This is a genomic window from Pedobacter antarcticus (genome assembly GCF_900112985.1).
Lineage (GTDB): Bacteria > Bacteroidota > Bacteroidia > Sphingobacteriales > Sphingobacteriaceae > Pedobacter > Pedobacter antarcticus.
On record NZ_FONS01000003.1, the window covers coordinates 381447 to 396421 of the forward strand.

Here is a 14975-nt window from a genome sequence, read left to right on the forward strand (position 1 = left end):
TGATATTAAGGTTGGTATGGCTCTAATAAATAGTTTTGAGCAAGTTGAACAAACTCCTGCTTTTGCTGGTCTTCCCAGCTCAGATCATAATTCAGCTCTTTTGCCATCAGCGCAGCTACTCCGGCAGCGGAATCTATCGCTGCTCTGGCATCCAGAAACAGCATCCTTATTCTCCTTGCAAGCACATCTTCGACTGTTCTCGCCATTTCATGACGGACAGCCCAGATAACCTGTGCCTGAATAAAGGGTAAACGCGGGTGGATCTGAGTTTTCCATACCGGGTTTTCCTCTGCCAATTTAAGCAGTTGAGGCAGGTCCGTACCATACACCGACAAAGGCTGTGTCACGTCTAATCCAGTCTGACTGCCATGTATAGGCAGATTTTTCGTTTTACAATTCTCCGGAGGTAGCTGAGCGGTCCTGTATATCTGATTGACTGTATCTTCTGCCATCCTCCTGTAAGTAGTCCATTTTCCTCCAGTCATCGTGATCAGTCCTGATTTACTAACCAGTAGCTTATGACTTCTTGAAATTTCTTTGGTTTTAGTCGATCCCTCTTCGGGCGCTGCCAAGGGACGCAGACCTGCAAAAACACTTAGTACATCTTTACGCAGGGGTGCTTTAAGCAGGTAAGTGGCAGTAGTACGCAATACGAAATCTATTTCTTCTTCGAGTGCAACCGGTTCCAACCGGTGTTCATTCAACGGCGTATCGGTTGTACCCAGCACGAGTTTATCATGCCATGGTACCATAAATAATACTCTTCCGTCTTCGGTATGTGGAATCATGATCGCCTGATCTGCAGGCATAAAGCTACGATCAACAACGAGATGGATTCCCTGACTGGATCTGACCAGGGATTTTCGTCCCGGCTGGTCATCCTGCAGCAGCTCGTCAACAAAAACACCTGTGGCATTGACAACAGATCTGCTCTTTAGCGTATACTGCTTTCCTGTTTCGTTATCTGTGGCACGAACGCCTGAAATCTTTCCTTTTACATCCTTAACCAGACCTTCCACCCGGAAATAGTTTAATACAGTTGCCCCTTGCTCCAGTGCTGTCTGGGCCAGGTTTACAGCGAGTCGTGAATCATCAAACTGTCCATCATGATAACTGACTCCGCCATGAAGTTTCTGTTGATTTATTGTTGGAATTGCATTCACTATTTCAGTCCGGGATAAATGACGCGCTCTTCCAAATCCAAGTTTCCCGGCAAGCAGGTCGTATACAGACAAACCAATAGTATAAAAAGGTCCTGACCACCAGGTGTAATTAGGAATTACAAAAACTTCGTTCTTAACCAGATGGGCTGCATTCTTAAGTAGCAAACCTCTCTCATAAAGCGCTTCTCGGACCAGACCGATATTTCCCTGTGCAAGGTATCTGACTCCACCATGCACCAGTTTAGTACTCCGGCTGGAGGTACCCTTCGCAAAATCAGCCTGCTCCAGCAATAGGGTCTTTAGTCCCCTGCTCGCTGCATCAACTGCTGTCCCCAGTCCTGTCGCTCCCCCACCTACGATAATAACGTCCCAAAGTTGCTGCTGGTCATCCAGTATTTCAATCAGTTGTTTCCTGTCAGTTTGCATAGTTTTTATATTCTGTTTATGAAAATAGATTATACTTCAAGTACACACCGTTCCTCCAGCAGCTCTTCCCTGCAGGATACATCATCAAAACCGGCGTGCATGGCCTCTTCTTCTTTTGCAATAATTGCTTTCCTTTTTTTTCGTTTCATCGCCTGAGCGAAACGCCGGATATCGTCCTGACTTTTTAAAATGAGTCCAGGCACCTCTCTGGGTTTATGGTCATCGCCCATTGCAACCATCGTAAAATAACTGGTGTTGGTGTGTTTGATTACCTGTGTTTTGAGATTTTCAGAAATAACCCTGATACCAATTACAATCGAAGTTCTGCCCACATAGTTAACCGATGCCATCAAAGACAGTAACTCCCCAACTTCTACAGGCTCCAGAAAATTTACCACATCTATCGAAGCGGTTATACAATAGCCGTCTGCATGTTTTGCTGCACAGACATAAGCGACTTTATCCATCAGGCTTAAAATTAAACCACCATGTATTTTTCCTCCGAAATTAGAATAAGAGGGGATCATCAATTCTGTTAAAGTTGTTTGAGAGGCCTTTACGGTCTTATATCCTTCCATAGCAATACTTTTATAGGCAATTTATGTTTTTTCTTTATAGTTTTGATTCTAAAACCGATATGTTCTTTTTGAAAGATCCGGATCTGTCTGGTACCTTATAATCTTCAGCTACAATCCTATGAAAAATCAGAACGGCAAGATCCAGTTCATCCCGCTAGTTGTTAATTTGCTCATCACTGTCTCTATTGGATTAGCCGGTGGTCTTCTGACCGTTTCATCTGTCAGAACATGGTATCCGGGTTTAGCTAAACCTGCATTTAATCCGCCCAACTGGCTATTTGGTCCTATTTGGTCGGTATTGTTTATCGCAATTGGTATAGCTGCATACCGGATCTGGATTAAAAGGGAACAGATTGCCCATTTCCCTAGAACTATTGCTATTTATGCTATCCAACTGATACTAAATTTATGCTGGTCGTATCTCTTTTTCTACCACCATTTGATAGGGGCTGCACTTTTCGAGATTGTCGCACTGTTAATCGCCATTCTGGTTAATGGTCTTATTTTCTATAAAATCGACAAAATCGCGGGTTTAATATTTATCCCTTATTTTCTCTGGGTAAGTTTTGCTGCACTGCTGACTTATAATATCTATATTTTGAATTCGTTCTGATTTAAAACCTGTATTTTAGGAATGTGATCCATATAAAGACCATATTACTGCTACTGCTCTGCTTTCTAAGTATCAGCTCACAGGCCCAGAAGGTTGGACTGGTACTCAGTGGTGGTGGTGCAAAAGGACTCGCACATATAGGCGCACTTAAAGCCCTGGAAGAAAATGGCATTCCCATCGACTACATTACCGGCACCTCTATGGGCGGCATAGTGGGGGCTCTCTACGCAGCGGGTTATTCTCCGCTTCAAATCGAAAAAATCGCATTATCCCCAGATTTTCAGGATTGGGTTACCGGCAGGTACAAAAGCGATTACAGCTTTTATTTTCAGAAAAGCAACCCCAACGCTTCTATGCTTGCTGCGAAACTAACAGTAGACACCGCGCTCCGGATCAGCTTCCGCCCTATTTTAATCAATGACATCCCATTAAACTTCGCATTACTGGAAATGTTATCACAGGCTTCAGCAATTTCAAAGGACAATTTTGATAACCTGTTCGTCCCATACCGCTGCATGGTTTCTGATATCTTTTCACAGAGCAGCATTGTAGTAAAAAAAGGAAGTCTTGCCGAAGCCGTCCGTGCAACGATGACCGTCCCATTGATTTACAGACCAATCAAACTGGACAATCAGTATGTCTTTGATGGTGGACTATATAATAATTTTCCTGCTGATGTGATGAAGGATGAATTTAAACCAGATCATATTATTGGTGTTAATGTATCTTCCAAAAACTTTAAGGAATATCCAAAAAATAGTGATGATCGTCTGATGAACAGATTAATGCTCTATATGTTCCTCTCCCGGTCTGACTCAACACTAGTGGGAAAGAATGGTATTTATATACAACCTGAACTCCAGGATTTCACGTCCGGCAATTTCACCCCCGTGTCCGCCCTCATCCAGAAAGGTTATGAAGCTACAATGGCTGATATGCCCCGGTTACTTAAAATGACCAGCCGCCGCACACACCCCGCTGAACTTGCAATCCGCCGGAATGAATTCAATAATAAAAAACCATTACTGGTTTTTGACAAGGTCAAAGTGAGTGGGGTTAACGAGCTGCAGAAAAAATATATTGAGCGTCTTTTCAAAAGAGACAAGCCTACTTTTGACCTTTCAGATATCAAACAGGGCTATTATAAACTGGTAGCAGATGAAACTTTTGAGACTATATATCCAAATATCGTCTATAATCAGGATTCTGACAGTTACACGTTTGAAATCCTTGCCCAGCCTAAAAAAAGCTTCAAGGTAGAGCTGGGCGGGAATATTTCTACCCGGCCGATCAGTAATGTTTTTCTGGGACTGCAATATAACTACCTCGGCCGTAAAGCTTACACCTTCGGTGCGAATTTCTATTCCGGTCGTTTTTATGAGTCTGTTCAGCTAAACGGGAGAATTGATTTCCCCTCCAAACTACCTTTCTTTTTGGCCGGCTCAATGACCTACAACCATTTTAACTACTACAACACCAGCAAGATTTTTATTGAGAATCCGAGTCCGACTTACATTGAACAGTCCGACAGGAATATTCAACTGATGGCAGGAATTCCTTTGAACAGAAATACCAAAATTACTTTAGGCGGTTCCCTGATCAGTAACAATGACCGGTACAGCCCCAATAATACTTTTCAAATAGGTGATGTGCTTGATAAAACTATATTTAACGGCGGCCGCGTCTCCCTTAATTTCGAGCAAATGACCTTTAACCGTAAGCAATATGCTTCAAGCGGCAGAAATTTCCTGATCAGTCTGAATTACTTCACCGGCAAGGAAAGTTACACTCCCGGCAATATTCTAAGCAAACTGTCCAGTGCAGATTTTGAAGAAATACACCGTAGAAACCGGGACTGGCTTAGCATTAAAGTAAGTGACGAAAACTACTTCTTTCATAGCAGGAATTACAGTTTAGGTTATCTGCTTGAGGGCGTACTTTCAACACAGCCATTATTCTCAACCTATTATTCTTCTCTACTGGCTGCCCCGGCCTTCTACCCGCTACAAGATAGCAGATCGTTGTTCCTGGAAAACTTCAGGGCAAGAACTTATTTGGCAGGTGGCCTTAAAAACGTATTTCAGCTCCGTAAAAACTTCAGCTTCAGGGTAGAAGGATTTTTGTTTCTACCCTATCAGGAAATTAAACAGAACGGTCTCCAAAATGCACGTAGTCAGGCACATTTCAGAAATCTGCATTATGCTGGAACTGCAGGTCTGGTTTATCAGTCTCCTGTTGGACCTGTGAGTATCAGCTATAATTTATATGACGATGCGATAAAAAGAAACGGCGTTTTACTACATTTGGGCTATCTTATTTACAACAAGAGAGCAATTGAATAAATAACCTCCTTCATGAAAACACTATTATCCTGCCTGATACTGCTCCTGTTTACAGGCAATGCTTATAGTCAGAAAGCCGAAATCAATAACTTCCTGGTGAAGGAAGGTCTGCTCAAAAATAGTAAACTGGCGATTATTGCTGCCGATTCACTGGACCAGCCTATCGAAAGGATCAACGGATCGTATACTTTCACAGTTAGTGGTTTCACACAGCCTCTAAAATTTAATGAGGGAGTTGCTGTTTTACCAATGCAGCTCGAACGGTCTGCATTTGTATATATCAAGCACGAGAATGAACGTGGAACACACAGTAAATTACTTTATGTTTACAAGAAGGACGGTAATTTGAATCCTATAGCAATTAACAGTATGTGGCTCATATTGATACCGCTATTATTGGTGTTTATCGCATTTGCCTTTCGAAAACTCATCATTTTCGTGGTCATACTCCTACTGGTCTTTATGTATTTCAACCACAGTAACGGACTAAATCTCTCTACTTTTTTCGAAACTGTTTTTGATACGCTAAAAACACTTTTCTAAGCAGTGTCCGGGCTTAAAATGGGAGCCCGATTCCAAAGTTGTACTGCATAAAGTTGTATGTAAACGGTGAGTTATTTAATTTATATTCGGCTTTAAAATCTTTGCCGCCTGTAAGGAATTTCCGGATTACCCATTGCTCTGACGGATCAAACTGCGGATCTCTTAATTTCAAACCAATATCAAAACGGAATACAAAGAAGTCAAGGTCATAACGAAATCCGATCCCTGTTCCAATCCCGAGTTGGTTGCCTAAATTCTTAAAGTCAAAATATTTTTCGGGCTGCGGGTTGCCTGGCGAAATATCCCATACGTTACCCGCATCTAAAAATATAGCACCTTTCAATTTTGCCCCGAAGAAATTGTCAATCATTTTATAGCGGTATTCCAAATTGGCTTCGATATGCATCTGTCCAAGCTGATCAATACCATATAACGTTCTCCTGGCTGCCTCAGTAGGGTTTCTGATCGCACGGTTATAATTACCAGGGCCTAATGTTCTGGCTTGCCATGCCCGTACCCCGTTCGAACCACCCGCGAAGAATAATTTCTCAAAGGGCATTGTTCTGGAATTTCCGTAAGCATAACCAACTCCAGCATTCAACCGCGCAATAAACTGTCTTTCCTGGCTGAGTGATTTATACCACCGGACATCTATTTCCGGTCTGATGTACTGATTATAGGGTAAGCCTAAAAGTTTCGCAAAATCGTCTGCTGCAGGATCATGCTTTCCACCAGATAATTTAGTGATCGCATTAAGCATATTACCCGCAATATCTATGTTCCCCCTGAAATAAATAAAGCTCTTATTCTGAAGCAATTTATTCGCATTCAGGGAATAGGAATATTTCATCCCAATAGTCAGATCCCTTCTCTTCAGCAAAGCCAGATTATAAGAGTTGTTTAAAACTAATTCTTTACCCTCGGCAGTGGTTGTATCCAGCAAAATACCACCAAACCTGTATTCAAAATTTAAAGGCGTAAAGGTGTGTAGCTTTGATTTGGTTTCCACCCATTCATAGGTCATTGAGTTTAAAAAAACCTTCCTGACAAAAAAGTCTCTCTGTAAGGCATAGACATAACTCGTCGAAAATGATGTGTAAGGAATTCCATTTTTACCCATCATCGGGATATCAAACGGCACCATCAGTCTCGGTACGCTTAGTGTGGCACTCATAGAAAAGTCACGTTGATAGATATCTTTAAATAGCCCCCCACCTTGTCCTATCCGCGACTGCAGTCCGCCTTTGATCTGAAATTCAAATCTCTCCGCACCTCTGAAAATATTATTATTGGTATAGGTATTACTAATCGTAAAACCCACTGTCCCCTGGTTAAACGGTATTTCACCTTCCACCCGGTTACTCATGCGCTTCTGTGGAATCATTTGCACCAGAGGCCTTAAAACAGGGGTGCTATCACTTTCTTTGATATATTCGATTTTCACGTTTTTGAAAACGTTCAGCTCGTACAGACGATCATAAGTCAGATTTTCCATCTCACTGCTATATAATTCATCTTTTTTAATAAAATCGTAACGGACAATTGGATTTCTCCGGAACCGTCCTGAAAGATCTGTATATCTGATTGCCCGGAATTTTCTCGGATTAAGCTGAACAGAGTCAGGAAAACCCGCCGTGGTCGGGGCAATTAATATGTTAGTTTCTCCGATCTTATACTGTGTATGTTTGCTTTTATCTTCCGGATTATCAATATACATAACCACATGCGCTGTGCTATTGGAAAAAGCAGAATCGACTGTAAAACGAATGTAAGGCCGGCTAAAATCGTAATAACCATGCTCTTTCATTACCTGATAAACTTTTTCCCGCTCCAGGGAAAGAGAATCGTCATCATATTGCATTCCCTCTTTCAAGTGCGTAAAAGAAGGCCTTAAATCATAGTAAAGTTTTTTAACTGCAGTATCAGGAATCACATAACCTAATTTTTCAACTTTAAAGGCAGGTCCTGTATTGGCTACGAATTCTACGGCCGCACGTTGTCTTTTTACGGCAATAGACGAAGTCACGGTCGCCTTAAAAAAGCCCTTGCTTTGGAGATATTTCTCCACCTGGTTTCTGGATATCTCTACGAGCGTACTATCTAGCACAGGTGCTGGCTTACCTACCGATTTGATTTTAAAAAGCGAGTAGAAAATATTGTACAATCCGACATTTATACCCAGCTTCGACGCTGGCCTTATATCCTTTTGAATATAGTTTACTGCTTCTTCTTTATATTTAGATGGAATACTGTCGATTTCAATTTTTTTCACGATCGCCTGATTATCCTCGATAAACTTAGTCGATGAACATCCGTTCAAAAACACGAGAAATAATAGTAATTTTGCGAAGAAATAAAATCTCGCTTTATAAATAGAATATGCTTTCAAAGTCTCAGATAGGGTTTATAAAATCATTACATCAAAAAAAGTACCGCAAAGAGCATGGGATATTTATTATTGAAGGAATTAAGTCAATTATTGAGTTTATTCCTTCCGGTTTTCAGATCCACAGTATTTATGTTCTGAACGAATATCAGCATTTACTGCCCGAATTACCCTCAAATATAAAGTTATTTGAAATAAACAGTAAGGATCTGGACAAGATAAGCACTTTACAAGCACCACAGGGAATTCTAGCACTCGTTCATATTCCAGTCCAGGAAAAGCTGAATTTAGCAGAGTTGTCAACAGGATTCTCCTTAGTTTTGGACGGCGTACAGGATCCGGGAAATCTGGGAACTATTATTCGCACAGCAGACTGGTTCGGCTTTAAACATATAATTTGTTCGCCGAATACTGTAGAAGTTTATAACCCTAAAACGGTACAATCTACGATGGGCTCCTTATGCCGCGTAAAGGTACTCTATCAGGATCTGCCAGAGCTGATTCAGGAGATCAATATCCCCGTTTTCGGCGCTTTACTTGAAGGTGAGAACATGTATCAGACAAACTGGGGGAAATCCGGCCTAATAGTTTTTGGGAACGAGGGCAAAGGTTTAAGCCCGGAAGTGATAAATTTAATTGATCGTCCGGTAACTATTCCCGGCGCGGGACTCACTGAGTCTTTGAACGTTGCGGTTTCAGCTGCAATTTTCTGTGCAGATATATTCAGAAATTTGCAGAAATAAATTGCAAACTAAGTATTAATTGCTATTTTTGCATCCTGAATTTCAACAGGTCGAGTGGCCGAGTGGCTAGGCAGAGGTCTGCAAAACCTCCTACAGCGGTTCGAATCCGCTCTCGACCTCAGATTTTGAATAAATTAAAAAAATAAAGGTTAAGACCATGGCAGTTACCAGATTAAAAAGAAAAGACAGAAAGAACAAAACGACTTCACGTCTAGAAGTTAAAACTTTGAAATTGGCTACAAACATTGAGTTAGGAAGCCGTTCAAAACAATCTACTAAAGATCAATTAGCTAAAAACAACTTGTTATTAGATCAATTATCTTCAGCTTTAAGAGCTTCATAAGATTTTATTCTTTTAAAAAAGGGGTGCTGTAACAGCACCCCTTTTTTTGTTTCCGGATTTTCTAGCGGAAACAAAAAAAGCATTGGTTAAACCAATGCTTTACAAATATTCTTGACGATCTCAGGTCCTTCATATACAAACCCTGTATAGACCTGTATAAGTGATGCACCAGCTTCGAGTTTATCTTTGGCATCCTGTGCTGAATGTATCCCGCCAACACCAATAATAGGGAATGCTTTCCCTGAACGCTTGGAAAGGTAGCGGATCACCTCTGTAGATCTTTGAGTTAAAGGTTTACCGCTTAGTCCGCCTTGTTCTGCCGCCAGTTCAGCAGGGCTGGTCAATGTACTCTTGTCGACAGTCGTATTTGTTGCGATAACACCAGCGATTTTTGACTCTATCACGATATCAACAATATCGTTCAATTGTTCATCCGTTAAATCCGGTGCAATCTTGAGTAGGATCGGGCGGGAGATTCCATTTTTATGATTAAGTCCCTGTAATGTTTTAAGCAGATCTGTCAATGGCTCTTTCTCCTGTAACTCACGTAAACCAGGCGTATTTGGAGAACTGACGTTTACGACAAAGTAATCTACCACATCAAAAAGGCGTTCGAAACACTTCACATAATCTGATACTGCATCTTCATTTGGAGTAAGCTTATTTTTCCCGATGTTTCCACCAATTACGATCTCCTTATTCTTTACTTTAAGCAGGCGCAATCTCTCAGCAAGTGTATCCACACCTTTATTATTGAACCCCATTCTGTTGATCAGCGCCTGATCTTTTGGTAACCTGAACATTCTTGGCAGATCATTGCCCGGCTGAGGCAGAGGGGTAACAGTTCCAACTTCTATAAATCCGAATCCAAGATCACTCAAAGCTTCGATGTACTCCCCGTTTTTATCAAACCCAGCAGCTAAACCGACGGGGTTTTTAAATTTAATTCCAAAAACTTCCCTTTCCAGACCTTTAATCTGAACATCAAAGCTACTTCTGAGGATTGTTTTGCCAAAAGGGAAATGTGCATGGAACCAGTTGAGTCGTTTAACGACGAAGTGATGTACTTTTTCCGGATCGAACTGAAAAAATACTGGTTTGATAAGACGATACATATGGCGAAGATAGGAACCATTTCAGGTAACACAAAGTTGATTGAATGGTTTTGACCCAAAAAAAAATGCTTTATCACTGATAATCATGTAAAAACTAGACAAGTTAAATCATATTGAAATAAAAATGCGTCTAAAAAACGTACTTTTGCAGCCACATGATTTCGATAAACGACTTAACATTCCTAATAGGTTCCAGGGCTTTATATGACGAAGCGAACTGGCATATTAAACCAGGAGAGAGAATTGGCCTCATCGGTGCCAATGGTACTGGTAAATCTACCCTCTTAAAAATTATTGTTGGAGAATATGCCCCTTCTTCTGGGTCTATCTCTATGTCTAAAGACCTAAAAATAGGTTACTTAAACCAGGATTTACTTTCCTACGAATCTCACCATACTATTCTGCACGTTGCCATGGAAGCATTTGAGCGTCAGAATAAAATACATGATGAAATTGAAGAACTTCTAAAAAAGATAGAAACCGATTATTCTGAAGACGTTTTAAATAAACTGAGCGATAAGCAACAGGAATTTGAAGCTCTTGACGGTTATAATATTGAATATAAAGCAAATGAGATTCTGGCAGGTCTTGGATTCAGCACTGAGGATCAGCACCGTCCGCTGAACACCTTCTCAGGAGGATGGAGAATGCGCGTAATGCTAGCCAAGATCTTATTACAGACACCAGATATCCTTTTACTGGATGAGCCAACCAATCACATGGATTTACCTTCCATTAAATGGCTGGAAACTTATCTGGCAGGGTTTGAAGGCGCAATTGTAATCGTATCACATGATAGGTATTTTCTGGATAAAATCGTCAACCGGATAGTAGAATCCCGCAAAGGAAAACTAACTACTTATGCTGGTAACTATACCTTCTATCTGGAAGAAAAATCACTGCGTGGTGAAATCCAGAAAGGTGAATTTAAAAATCAACAGGCTAAAATTAAGCAGGAAGAAAAGCTGATTGAGCGTTTCAAAGCGAAAGCAAGTAAAGCTAAAATGGCACAATCCAGAATGAAAGCACTGGATAAACTGGAACGTGTCGAAGACGTAGACGACGACAATCCAACTGTAAACTTCAGCTTTAAATTCACTAAACCTTCCGGCCGTCATGTAGTCAGGATTGAAAATGCCACTAAAAAATATCCGAACATAGACATTCTGGAGAATGCAGAAGCTGTGATCGAAAAAGGGGATAAAATTGCTTTAATCGGTGCCAATGGTAAAGGTAAATCTACGTTATTACGTATGGTCGCGAATGTAGAGAAGTTTGAAGGCTCTATAGAAACCGGACACAATGTAACGACGACATTCTTTGCACAGCATCAGCTGGAATCTCTTCATCTTGGGAATACAATCCTGGAAGAGCTGCAGGCATTTGCACCAAAACATACGGACACCGAGCTCCGGTCTATTCTGGGCTGTTTCCTGTTTACCGGTGACGATGTATTTAAAAAGATCAAAGTACTTTCAGGGGGAGAGAAATCAAGGGTTGCACTGGCGAAATCATTAACCACTGACTCTAACTTCCTGATATTGGATGAGCCTACAAATCACTTGGATATTCAATCTGTAAATATTCTGATTCAGGCTTTGAAACAATTTGAAGGTACTTTTATCGCTGTATCCCACGATAGGTATTTCCTGGACAATGTAGCCAACAAAATCTGGTTCATTGAGGAAGAGCAAATCAAACAATACCCCGGAACTTATGCAGAATACGAAGTATGGAATAGTAAAAGGGTAATCCCTCCTGCTAAAAATATTCCTGTTAAACAGGAAAAAGAAGTAAAACCAAAAGCTGAGCCGAAACCAGTAACGGTGAATACACAGCAGCAGTTAAAAAAACTTAACGACCAGTTACAAAAGGTAGAACAGGAAACTGTTGAGCTAGACCAGCAGGTAAAAGCAGTTGAAACGGAGCTTGCGGATGAAAAGGTATATTCAGATCAGACGAAACTTGCAGAAGCTAATAAAAAATATCAGGCCGCAAAGCAAAGGCTTGACGAAGCCCAGCAAAAATGGGAAGATCTGGCTGCAGAAATCATGGAGTTGGAAGATAATTGAATAAAAAAGGGGAGCATTGCTCCCCTTTTTTATTCAACAAATACCCAGACAGAGACACTTCCCGGCTGGCAGTAAAATTCTGCAGCACCGTCATCTCCGATTATAATCTCTTCGGGACAATAGTCAAACACGTCTTTCATTTTTCTACCTGCATGGGCGGCACCTATCTCCATAACTTTTACACCCCGCTCTCCATTGCTCATCAGCACAGCCAACCCTGAATTCTCTTTATCCATCTCCCCTTCCCGGGTCCAGCCTATACAATTAGGATGATCTATATAATCACGTTGTAAGCCATAAGAAAGATCCCTTCGTATTCTGGTCATCAGCGGCAGCTTCTCTATGGTTACCAGCTCTACTTCGGCCGGATTACCATCTGCATCGGTATCCATATAAGATGCACCGTACAAGTCAGGGTAAAAAACGCATGGGATCCCCTGTTCTCTGAGCAGGATCATAGCATAAGCTAATGGCCTGAACCAAAAGTCAACATACGCTTCCAGTGACTGCAGTGGTTGAGAGTCATGATTATCTACAAAGGTTACCGCCAGATGAGGATGAGATTCAATCAATGTATTGCTTAGAATTCCTCTTAGATCGTAGTCCTGTCCTTGCTGGGCAGCCTGATAGAAATTATGATGCAGCATGGAATCAAAAAGCTGCATCTTGCCTTCAGTAAGATCAATATAATCCCGCAGCTTCATTACGTCGTCTAATACCCAATTCTCCGCAACGATAAAAAACTCACGACCATATTTGCCGTTCATATGATTAATCCATTCCAGAAGAAAATCGGTATCGATATGTTTAACTGCATCAAGACGAAAACCGCCCATATTACAGGTCTCAAAATACCATTCTCCCCACCGCTTCAGTTCCTCGCGGACGGCTGGATTCCTAAATTCTATATCGTTAAACATCAGGTAGTCATAGTTCCCCATTTCAGCTGAAGGTACATTTCCCCACACTTGATCGTATTCATGCTGAATAGCAAAAATAGAGGTCTCCTGCAGGTCTTCGGCCCAGTCAATGCCACTAAAACAGGATTTATCCCAAATAAACTCTGAGTATTTGCCTTGCCTGCCTGGAAAATTGAACTTAGTCCATGCATCAATCTCAAATACATCTGATATGAACTGGTTCCTGTCGTCTTCAGCAACCTTCCTTACAGCTACACGCTCGAGTTCATCACCACCAGCTTTATGGTTAAAAACCACATCGGCAATGACCATCATACCTTGTTCATGAATAGCCCGGATGGCATTAATGTATTCGTCTTTGGTCCCGTATTTAGTAGGGATACTGTTTTTCTGATCAAACTCACCTAAGTCGAACAGATCGTAACAGTCATATCCTGTGGAAGCATCTCCTTCGGTGGACTTATAAGCTGGCGGAAACCATACTGCGGTAATACCGCTTTCTTTTAATGCAGAAGCGCGGGATGCCGCCTTTCTCCATAAATTTTCACCATCATTATAATACCAGTGGAAGTATTGGATCAGGGTTTGGTTGGACATATGAAAAATAATATTTTTTTAAATGATGGCTTTACAGTACATATAACATGATGTCTGACTTTTTGTTTACTTTTGCAGCAATATGAGTTCAAATATCAAAAATCCTAAAAATTCATTCACCATTATGAATGAATTGGTATTACCAAATGACACCAATACACTCAATAATCTAATGGGTGGAAGATTACTGCATTGGATGGATATTGCTGCTGCTATTTCTGCTCAAAAACACTGTAATAGGATTGTAGTTACTGCGTCAGTAGACAACGTCTCTTTTAAACAACCTATTAAGCTTGGAGATGTGATTACGATTGAGGCCAAAGTTACAAGAGCATTCCATACTTCGGTAGAGGTACGTCTGGACGTGTGGGCGGAAAACATCCCCTCTGGAAGCCGTGTAAAATCTAATGAAGCTTATTATACTTTCGTTGCAGTTGATCAGAGCGGAAGAACAATTCCGGTACCGGAACTAAAGCCAGAAGATGCAGAAGAGGAAGAATTATATGAGGGTGCGCTGCGCAGAAGACAATTAAGGCTAATACTTGCAGGTAAAATGTTACCAAATGATGCTAAGGAATTAAAGGCATTATTCTTTACTGAATAAAAAGTCAAAATAAAAAGGTGTTGTGATGCGCGATAATTTTGCCGACAACACCTTTTCTATTTTAACTTCCCATTTCCAGGATTTTATCAAATTCTTCTGCTTTTAACTGCATAACGGACAGCCTTCCCTGTCTCACCAGAGAAATATCTTTCAAACTTTCTTCAGCTTTAATCTGTTCAAGTGTAACCGGATTTTTCAAGGTTTCCACCGGAACCAGGTCGACCACTACCCAATTTTCATTATCTGTAGTTGGATCCTGATAAAACTCCCTGACAACCTTCGCTATACCTACAACATGCTTACCTTCATTGCTGTGGTAAAAGAGAACCAGATCTCCCTCCTTCATTAATTTGATATTATTCCTCGCCTGATAGTTGCGGACACCGTCCCAAAAGGTACGGCCATCTTTATTAAACTGTTCCCAGCTATATTTAAACGGTTCTGATTTGACTAAAAAATAATTCACGGATCTTATGTTTGAGATGATTTTATATAATTTGCTAGCCCCGAAATTAATAAAAGCGGCAGGA

Annotated in this window: 13 protein-coding genes and 1 tRNA gene; 8 read left to right on the top strand and 6 right to left on the bottom strand. The window is 41.0% G+C overall.

Features of this window, described 5'->3' with window-relative positions:
- Window positions 1-5 precede the first annotated feature (5 nt).
- Both BM192_RS09205 and BM192_RS09210 read right to left on the bottom strand, forming a co-directional pair.
- Window positions 6-1589 (bottom strand): glycerol-3-phosphate dehydrogenase/oxidase, encoded by a 1584-nt coding sequence (locus BM192_RS09205; protein WP_037441677.1) that lies wholly within the window; start codon window positions 1587-1589, stop codon window positions 6-8.
- 29 nt (window positions 1590-1618) lie between these two features.
- Window positions 1619-2167: an acyl-CoA thioesterase gene (locus BM192_RS09210; RefSeq protein ID WP_074590369.1), complete on the bottom strand. Its 549-nt coding sequence runs from the start codon at window positions 2165-2167 to the stop codon at window positions 1619-1621.
- Between the two features lie 118 nt (window positions 2168-2285).
- On the opposite strand from BM192_RS09210, the gene BM192_RS09215 reads away from it, so the two are divergent.
- The 3 genes from BM192_RS09215 to BM192_RS09225 are packed head-to-tail and all read left to right on the top strand — an operon-like array spanning window position 2286 to window position 5665.
- On the top strand, window positions 2286-2780 hold the full coding sequence (locus tag BM192_RS09215) for a TspO/MBR family protein (RefSeq protein ID WP_037441675.1): 495 nt from the start codon (window positions 2286-2288) through the stop codon (window positions 2778-2780).
- Window positions 2781-2803: 23 nt separating this feature from the next.
- Window positions 2804-5122 (top strand): patatin-like phospholipase family protein, encoded by a 2319-nt coding sequence (locus tag BM192_RS09220; RefSeq protein WP_280513388.1) that lies wholly within the window; start codon window positions 2804-2806, stop codon window positions 5120-5122.
- A gap of 12 nt (window positions 5123-5134) precedes the next feature.
- Window positions 5135-5665: a hypothetical protein gene (locus tag BM192_RS09225; protein ID WP_037441672.1), complete on the top strand. Its 531-nt coding sequence runs from the start codon at window positions 5135-5137 to the stop codon at window positions 5663-5665.
- A 13-nt stretch (window positions 5666-5678) separates the two neighbouring features.
- Here BM192_RS09225 and tamL read toward each other — a convergent pair whose 3' ends face one another.
- Window positions 5679-8054, bottom strand: a complete 2376-nt coding sequence (tamL, locus tag BM192_RS09230; RefSeq protein ID WP_074963960.1) for a translocation and assembly module lipoprotein TamL — start codon at window positions 8052-8054, stop codon at window positions 5679-5681.
- Between tamL and BM192_RS09235 the strand changes: the two genes are divergently transcribed.
- From BM192_RS09235 to BM192_RS09245, 3 genes are all read left to right on the top strand, one after another.
- On the top strand, window positions 8045-8794 hold the full coding sequence (locus BM192_RS09235) for a TrmH family RNA methyltransferase (RefSeq protein WP_037442664.1): 750 nt from the start codon (window positions 8045-8047) through the stop codon (window positions 8792-8794). The genes tamL and BM192_RS09235 overlap by 10 nt on opposite strands.
- A gap of 48 nt (window positions 8795-8842) precedes the next feature.
- Window positions 8843-8913 (top strand) — tRNA-Cys (locus BM192_RS09240).
- A 38-nt stretch (window positions 8914-8951) separates the two neighbouring features.
- A complete protein-coding gene (locus tag BM192_RS09245) occupies window positions 8952-9137 on the top strand; it encodes a spore protein (protein ID WP_074590364.1) in 186 nt (61 codons plus the stop codon).
- Between the two features lie 86 nt (window positions 9138-9223).
- Here BM192_RS09245 and BM192_RS09250 read toward each other — a convergent pair whose 3' ends face one another.
- The gene (locus BM192_RS09250) at window positions 9224-10252 is read right to left on the bottom strand and encodes a quinone-dependent dihydroorotate dehydrogenase (RefSeq protein ID WP_037442666.1); all 1029 of its coding nucleotides are present in this window, start codon (window positions 10250-10252) and stop codon (window positions 9224-9226) included.
- A 155-nt stretch (window positions 10253-10407) separates the two neighbouring features.
- On the opposite strand from BM192_RS09250, the gene BM192_RS09255 reads away from it, so the two are divergent.
- Complete coding sequence (locus tag BM192_RS09255; RefSeq protein ID WP_037442668.1) at window positions 10408-12324, top strand: ABC-F family ATP-binding cassette domain-containing protein; 1917 nt, start codon at window positions 10408-10410, stop codon at window positions 12322-12324.
- A 29-nt stretch (window positions 12325-12353) separates the two neighbouring features.
- Here the strand turns inward: BM192_RS09255 and BM192_RS09260 are convergent, their stop codons facing one another.
- On the bottom strand, window positions 12354-13841 hold the full coding sequence (locus tag BM192_RS09260; protein ID WP_037442670.1) for an alpha-amylase: 1488 nt from the start codon (window positions 13839-13841) through the stop codon (window positions 12354-12356).
- Window positions 13842-13923: 82 nt separating this feature from the next.
- Between BM192_RS09260 and BM192_RS09265 the strand changes: the two genes are divergently transcribed.
- A complete protein-coding gene (locus tag BM192_RS09265) occupies window positions 13924-14445 on the top strand; it encodes an acyl-CoA thioesterase (protein WP_051760061.1) in 522 nt (173 codons plus the stop codon).
- 61 nt (window positions 14446-14506) lie between these two features.
- Here BM192_RS09265 and BM192_RS09270 read toward each other — a convergent pair whose 3' ends face one another.
- Window positions 14507-14911: an EVE domain-containing protein gene (locus BM192_RS09270; RefSeq protein ID WP_037442672.1), complete on the bottom strand. Its 405-nt coding sequence runs from the start codon at window positions 14909-14911 to the stop codon at window positions 14507-14509.
- Between the last annotated feature and the right edge of the window lie 64 nt (window positions 14912-14975).

Bases quoted from the DNA above. Each gene is read 5' to 3' on its own strand.
- BM192_RS09260 (WP_037442670.1), bottom strand. From the start codon at position 13,841: ATGTCCAACCAAACCCTGATCCAATACTTCCACTGGTATTATAATGAT.
- BM192_RS09255 (WP_037442668.1), top strand. From the start codon at position 10,408: ATGATTTCGATAAACGACTTAACATTCCTAATAGGTTCCAGGGCTTTA.
- BM192_RS09210 (WP_074590369.1), bottom strand. From the start codon at position 2,167: ATGGAAGGATATAAGACCGTAAAGGCCTCTCAAACAACTTTAACAGAA.
- BM192_RS09225 (WP_037441672.1), top strand. From the start codon at position 5,135: ATGAAAACACTATTATCCTGCCTGATACTGCTCCTGTTTACAGGCAAT.
- BM192_RS09205 (WP_037441677.1), bottom strand. From the start codon at position 1,589: ATGCAAACTGACAGGAAACAACTGATTGAAATACTGGATGACCAGCAG.
- BM192_RS09265 (WP_051760061.1), top strand. From the start codon at position 13,924: ATGAGTTCAAATATCAAAAATCCTAAAAATTCATTCACCATTATGAAT.
- BM192_RS09245 (WP_074590364.1), top strand. From the start codon at position 8,952: ATGGCAGTTACCAGATTAAAAAGAAAAGACAGAAAGAACAAAACGACT.
- BM192_RS09250 (WP_037442666.1), bottom strand. From the start codon at position 10,252: ATGTATCGTCTTATCAAACCAGTATTTTTTCAGTTCGATCCGGAAAAA.
- BM192_RS09215 (WP_037441675.1), top strand. From the start codon at position 2,286: ATGAAAAATCAGAACGGCAAGATCCAGTTCATCCCGCTAGTTGTTAAT.
- BM192_RS09235 (WP_037442664.1), top strand. From the start codon at position 8,045: ATGCTTTCAAAGTCTCAGATAGGGTTTATAAAATCATTACATCAAAAA.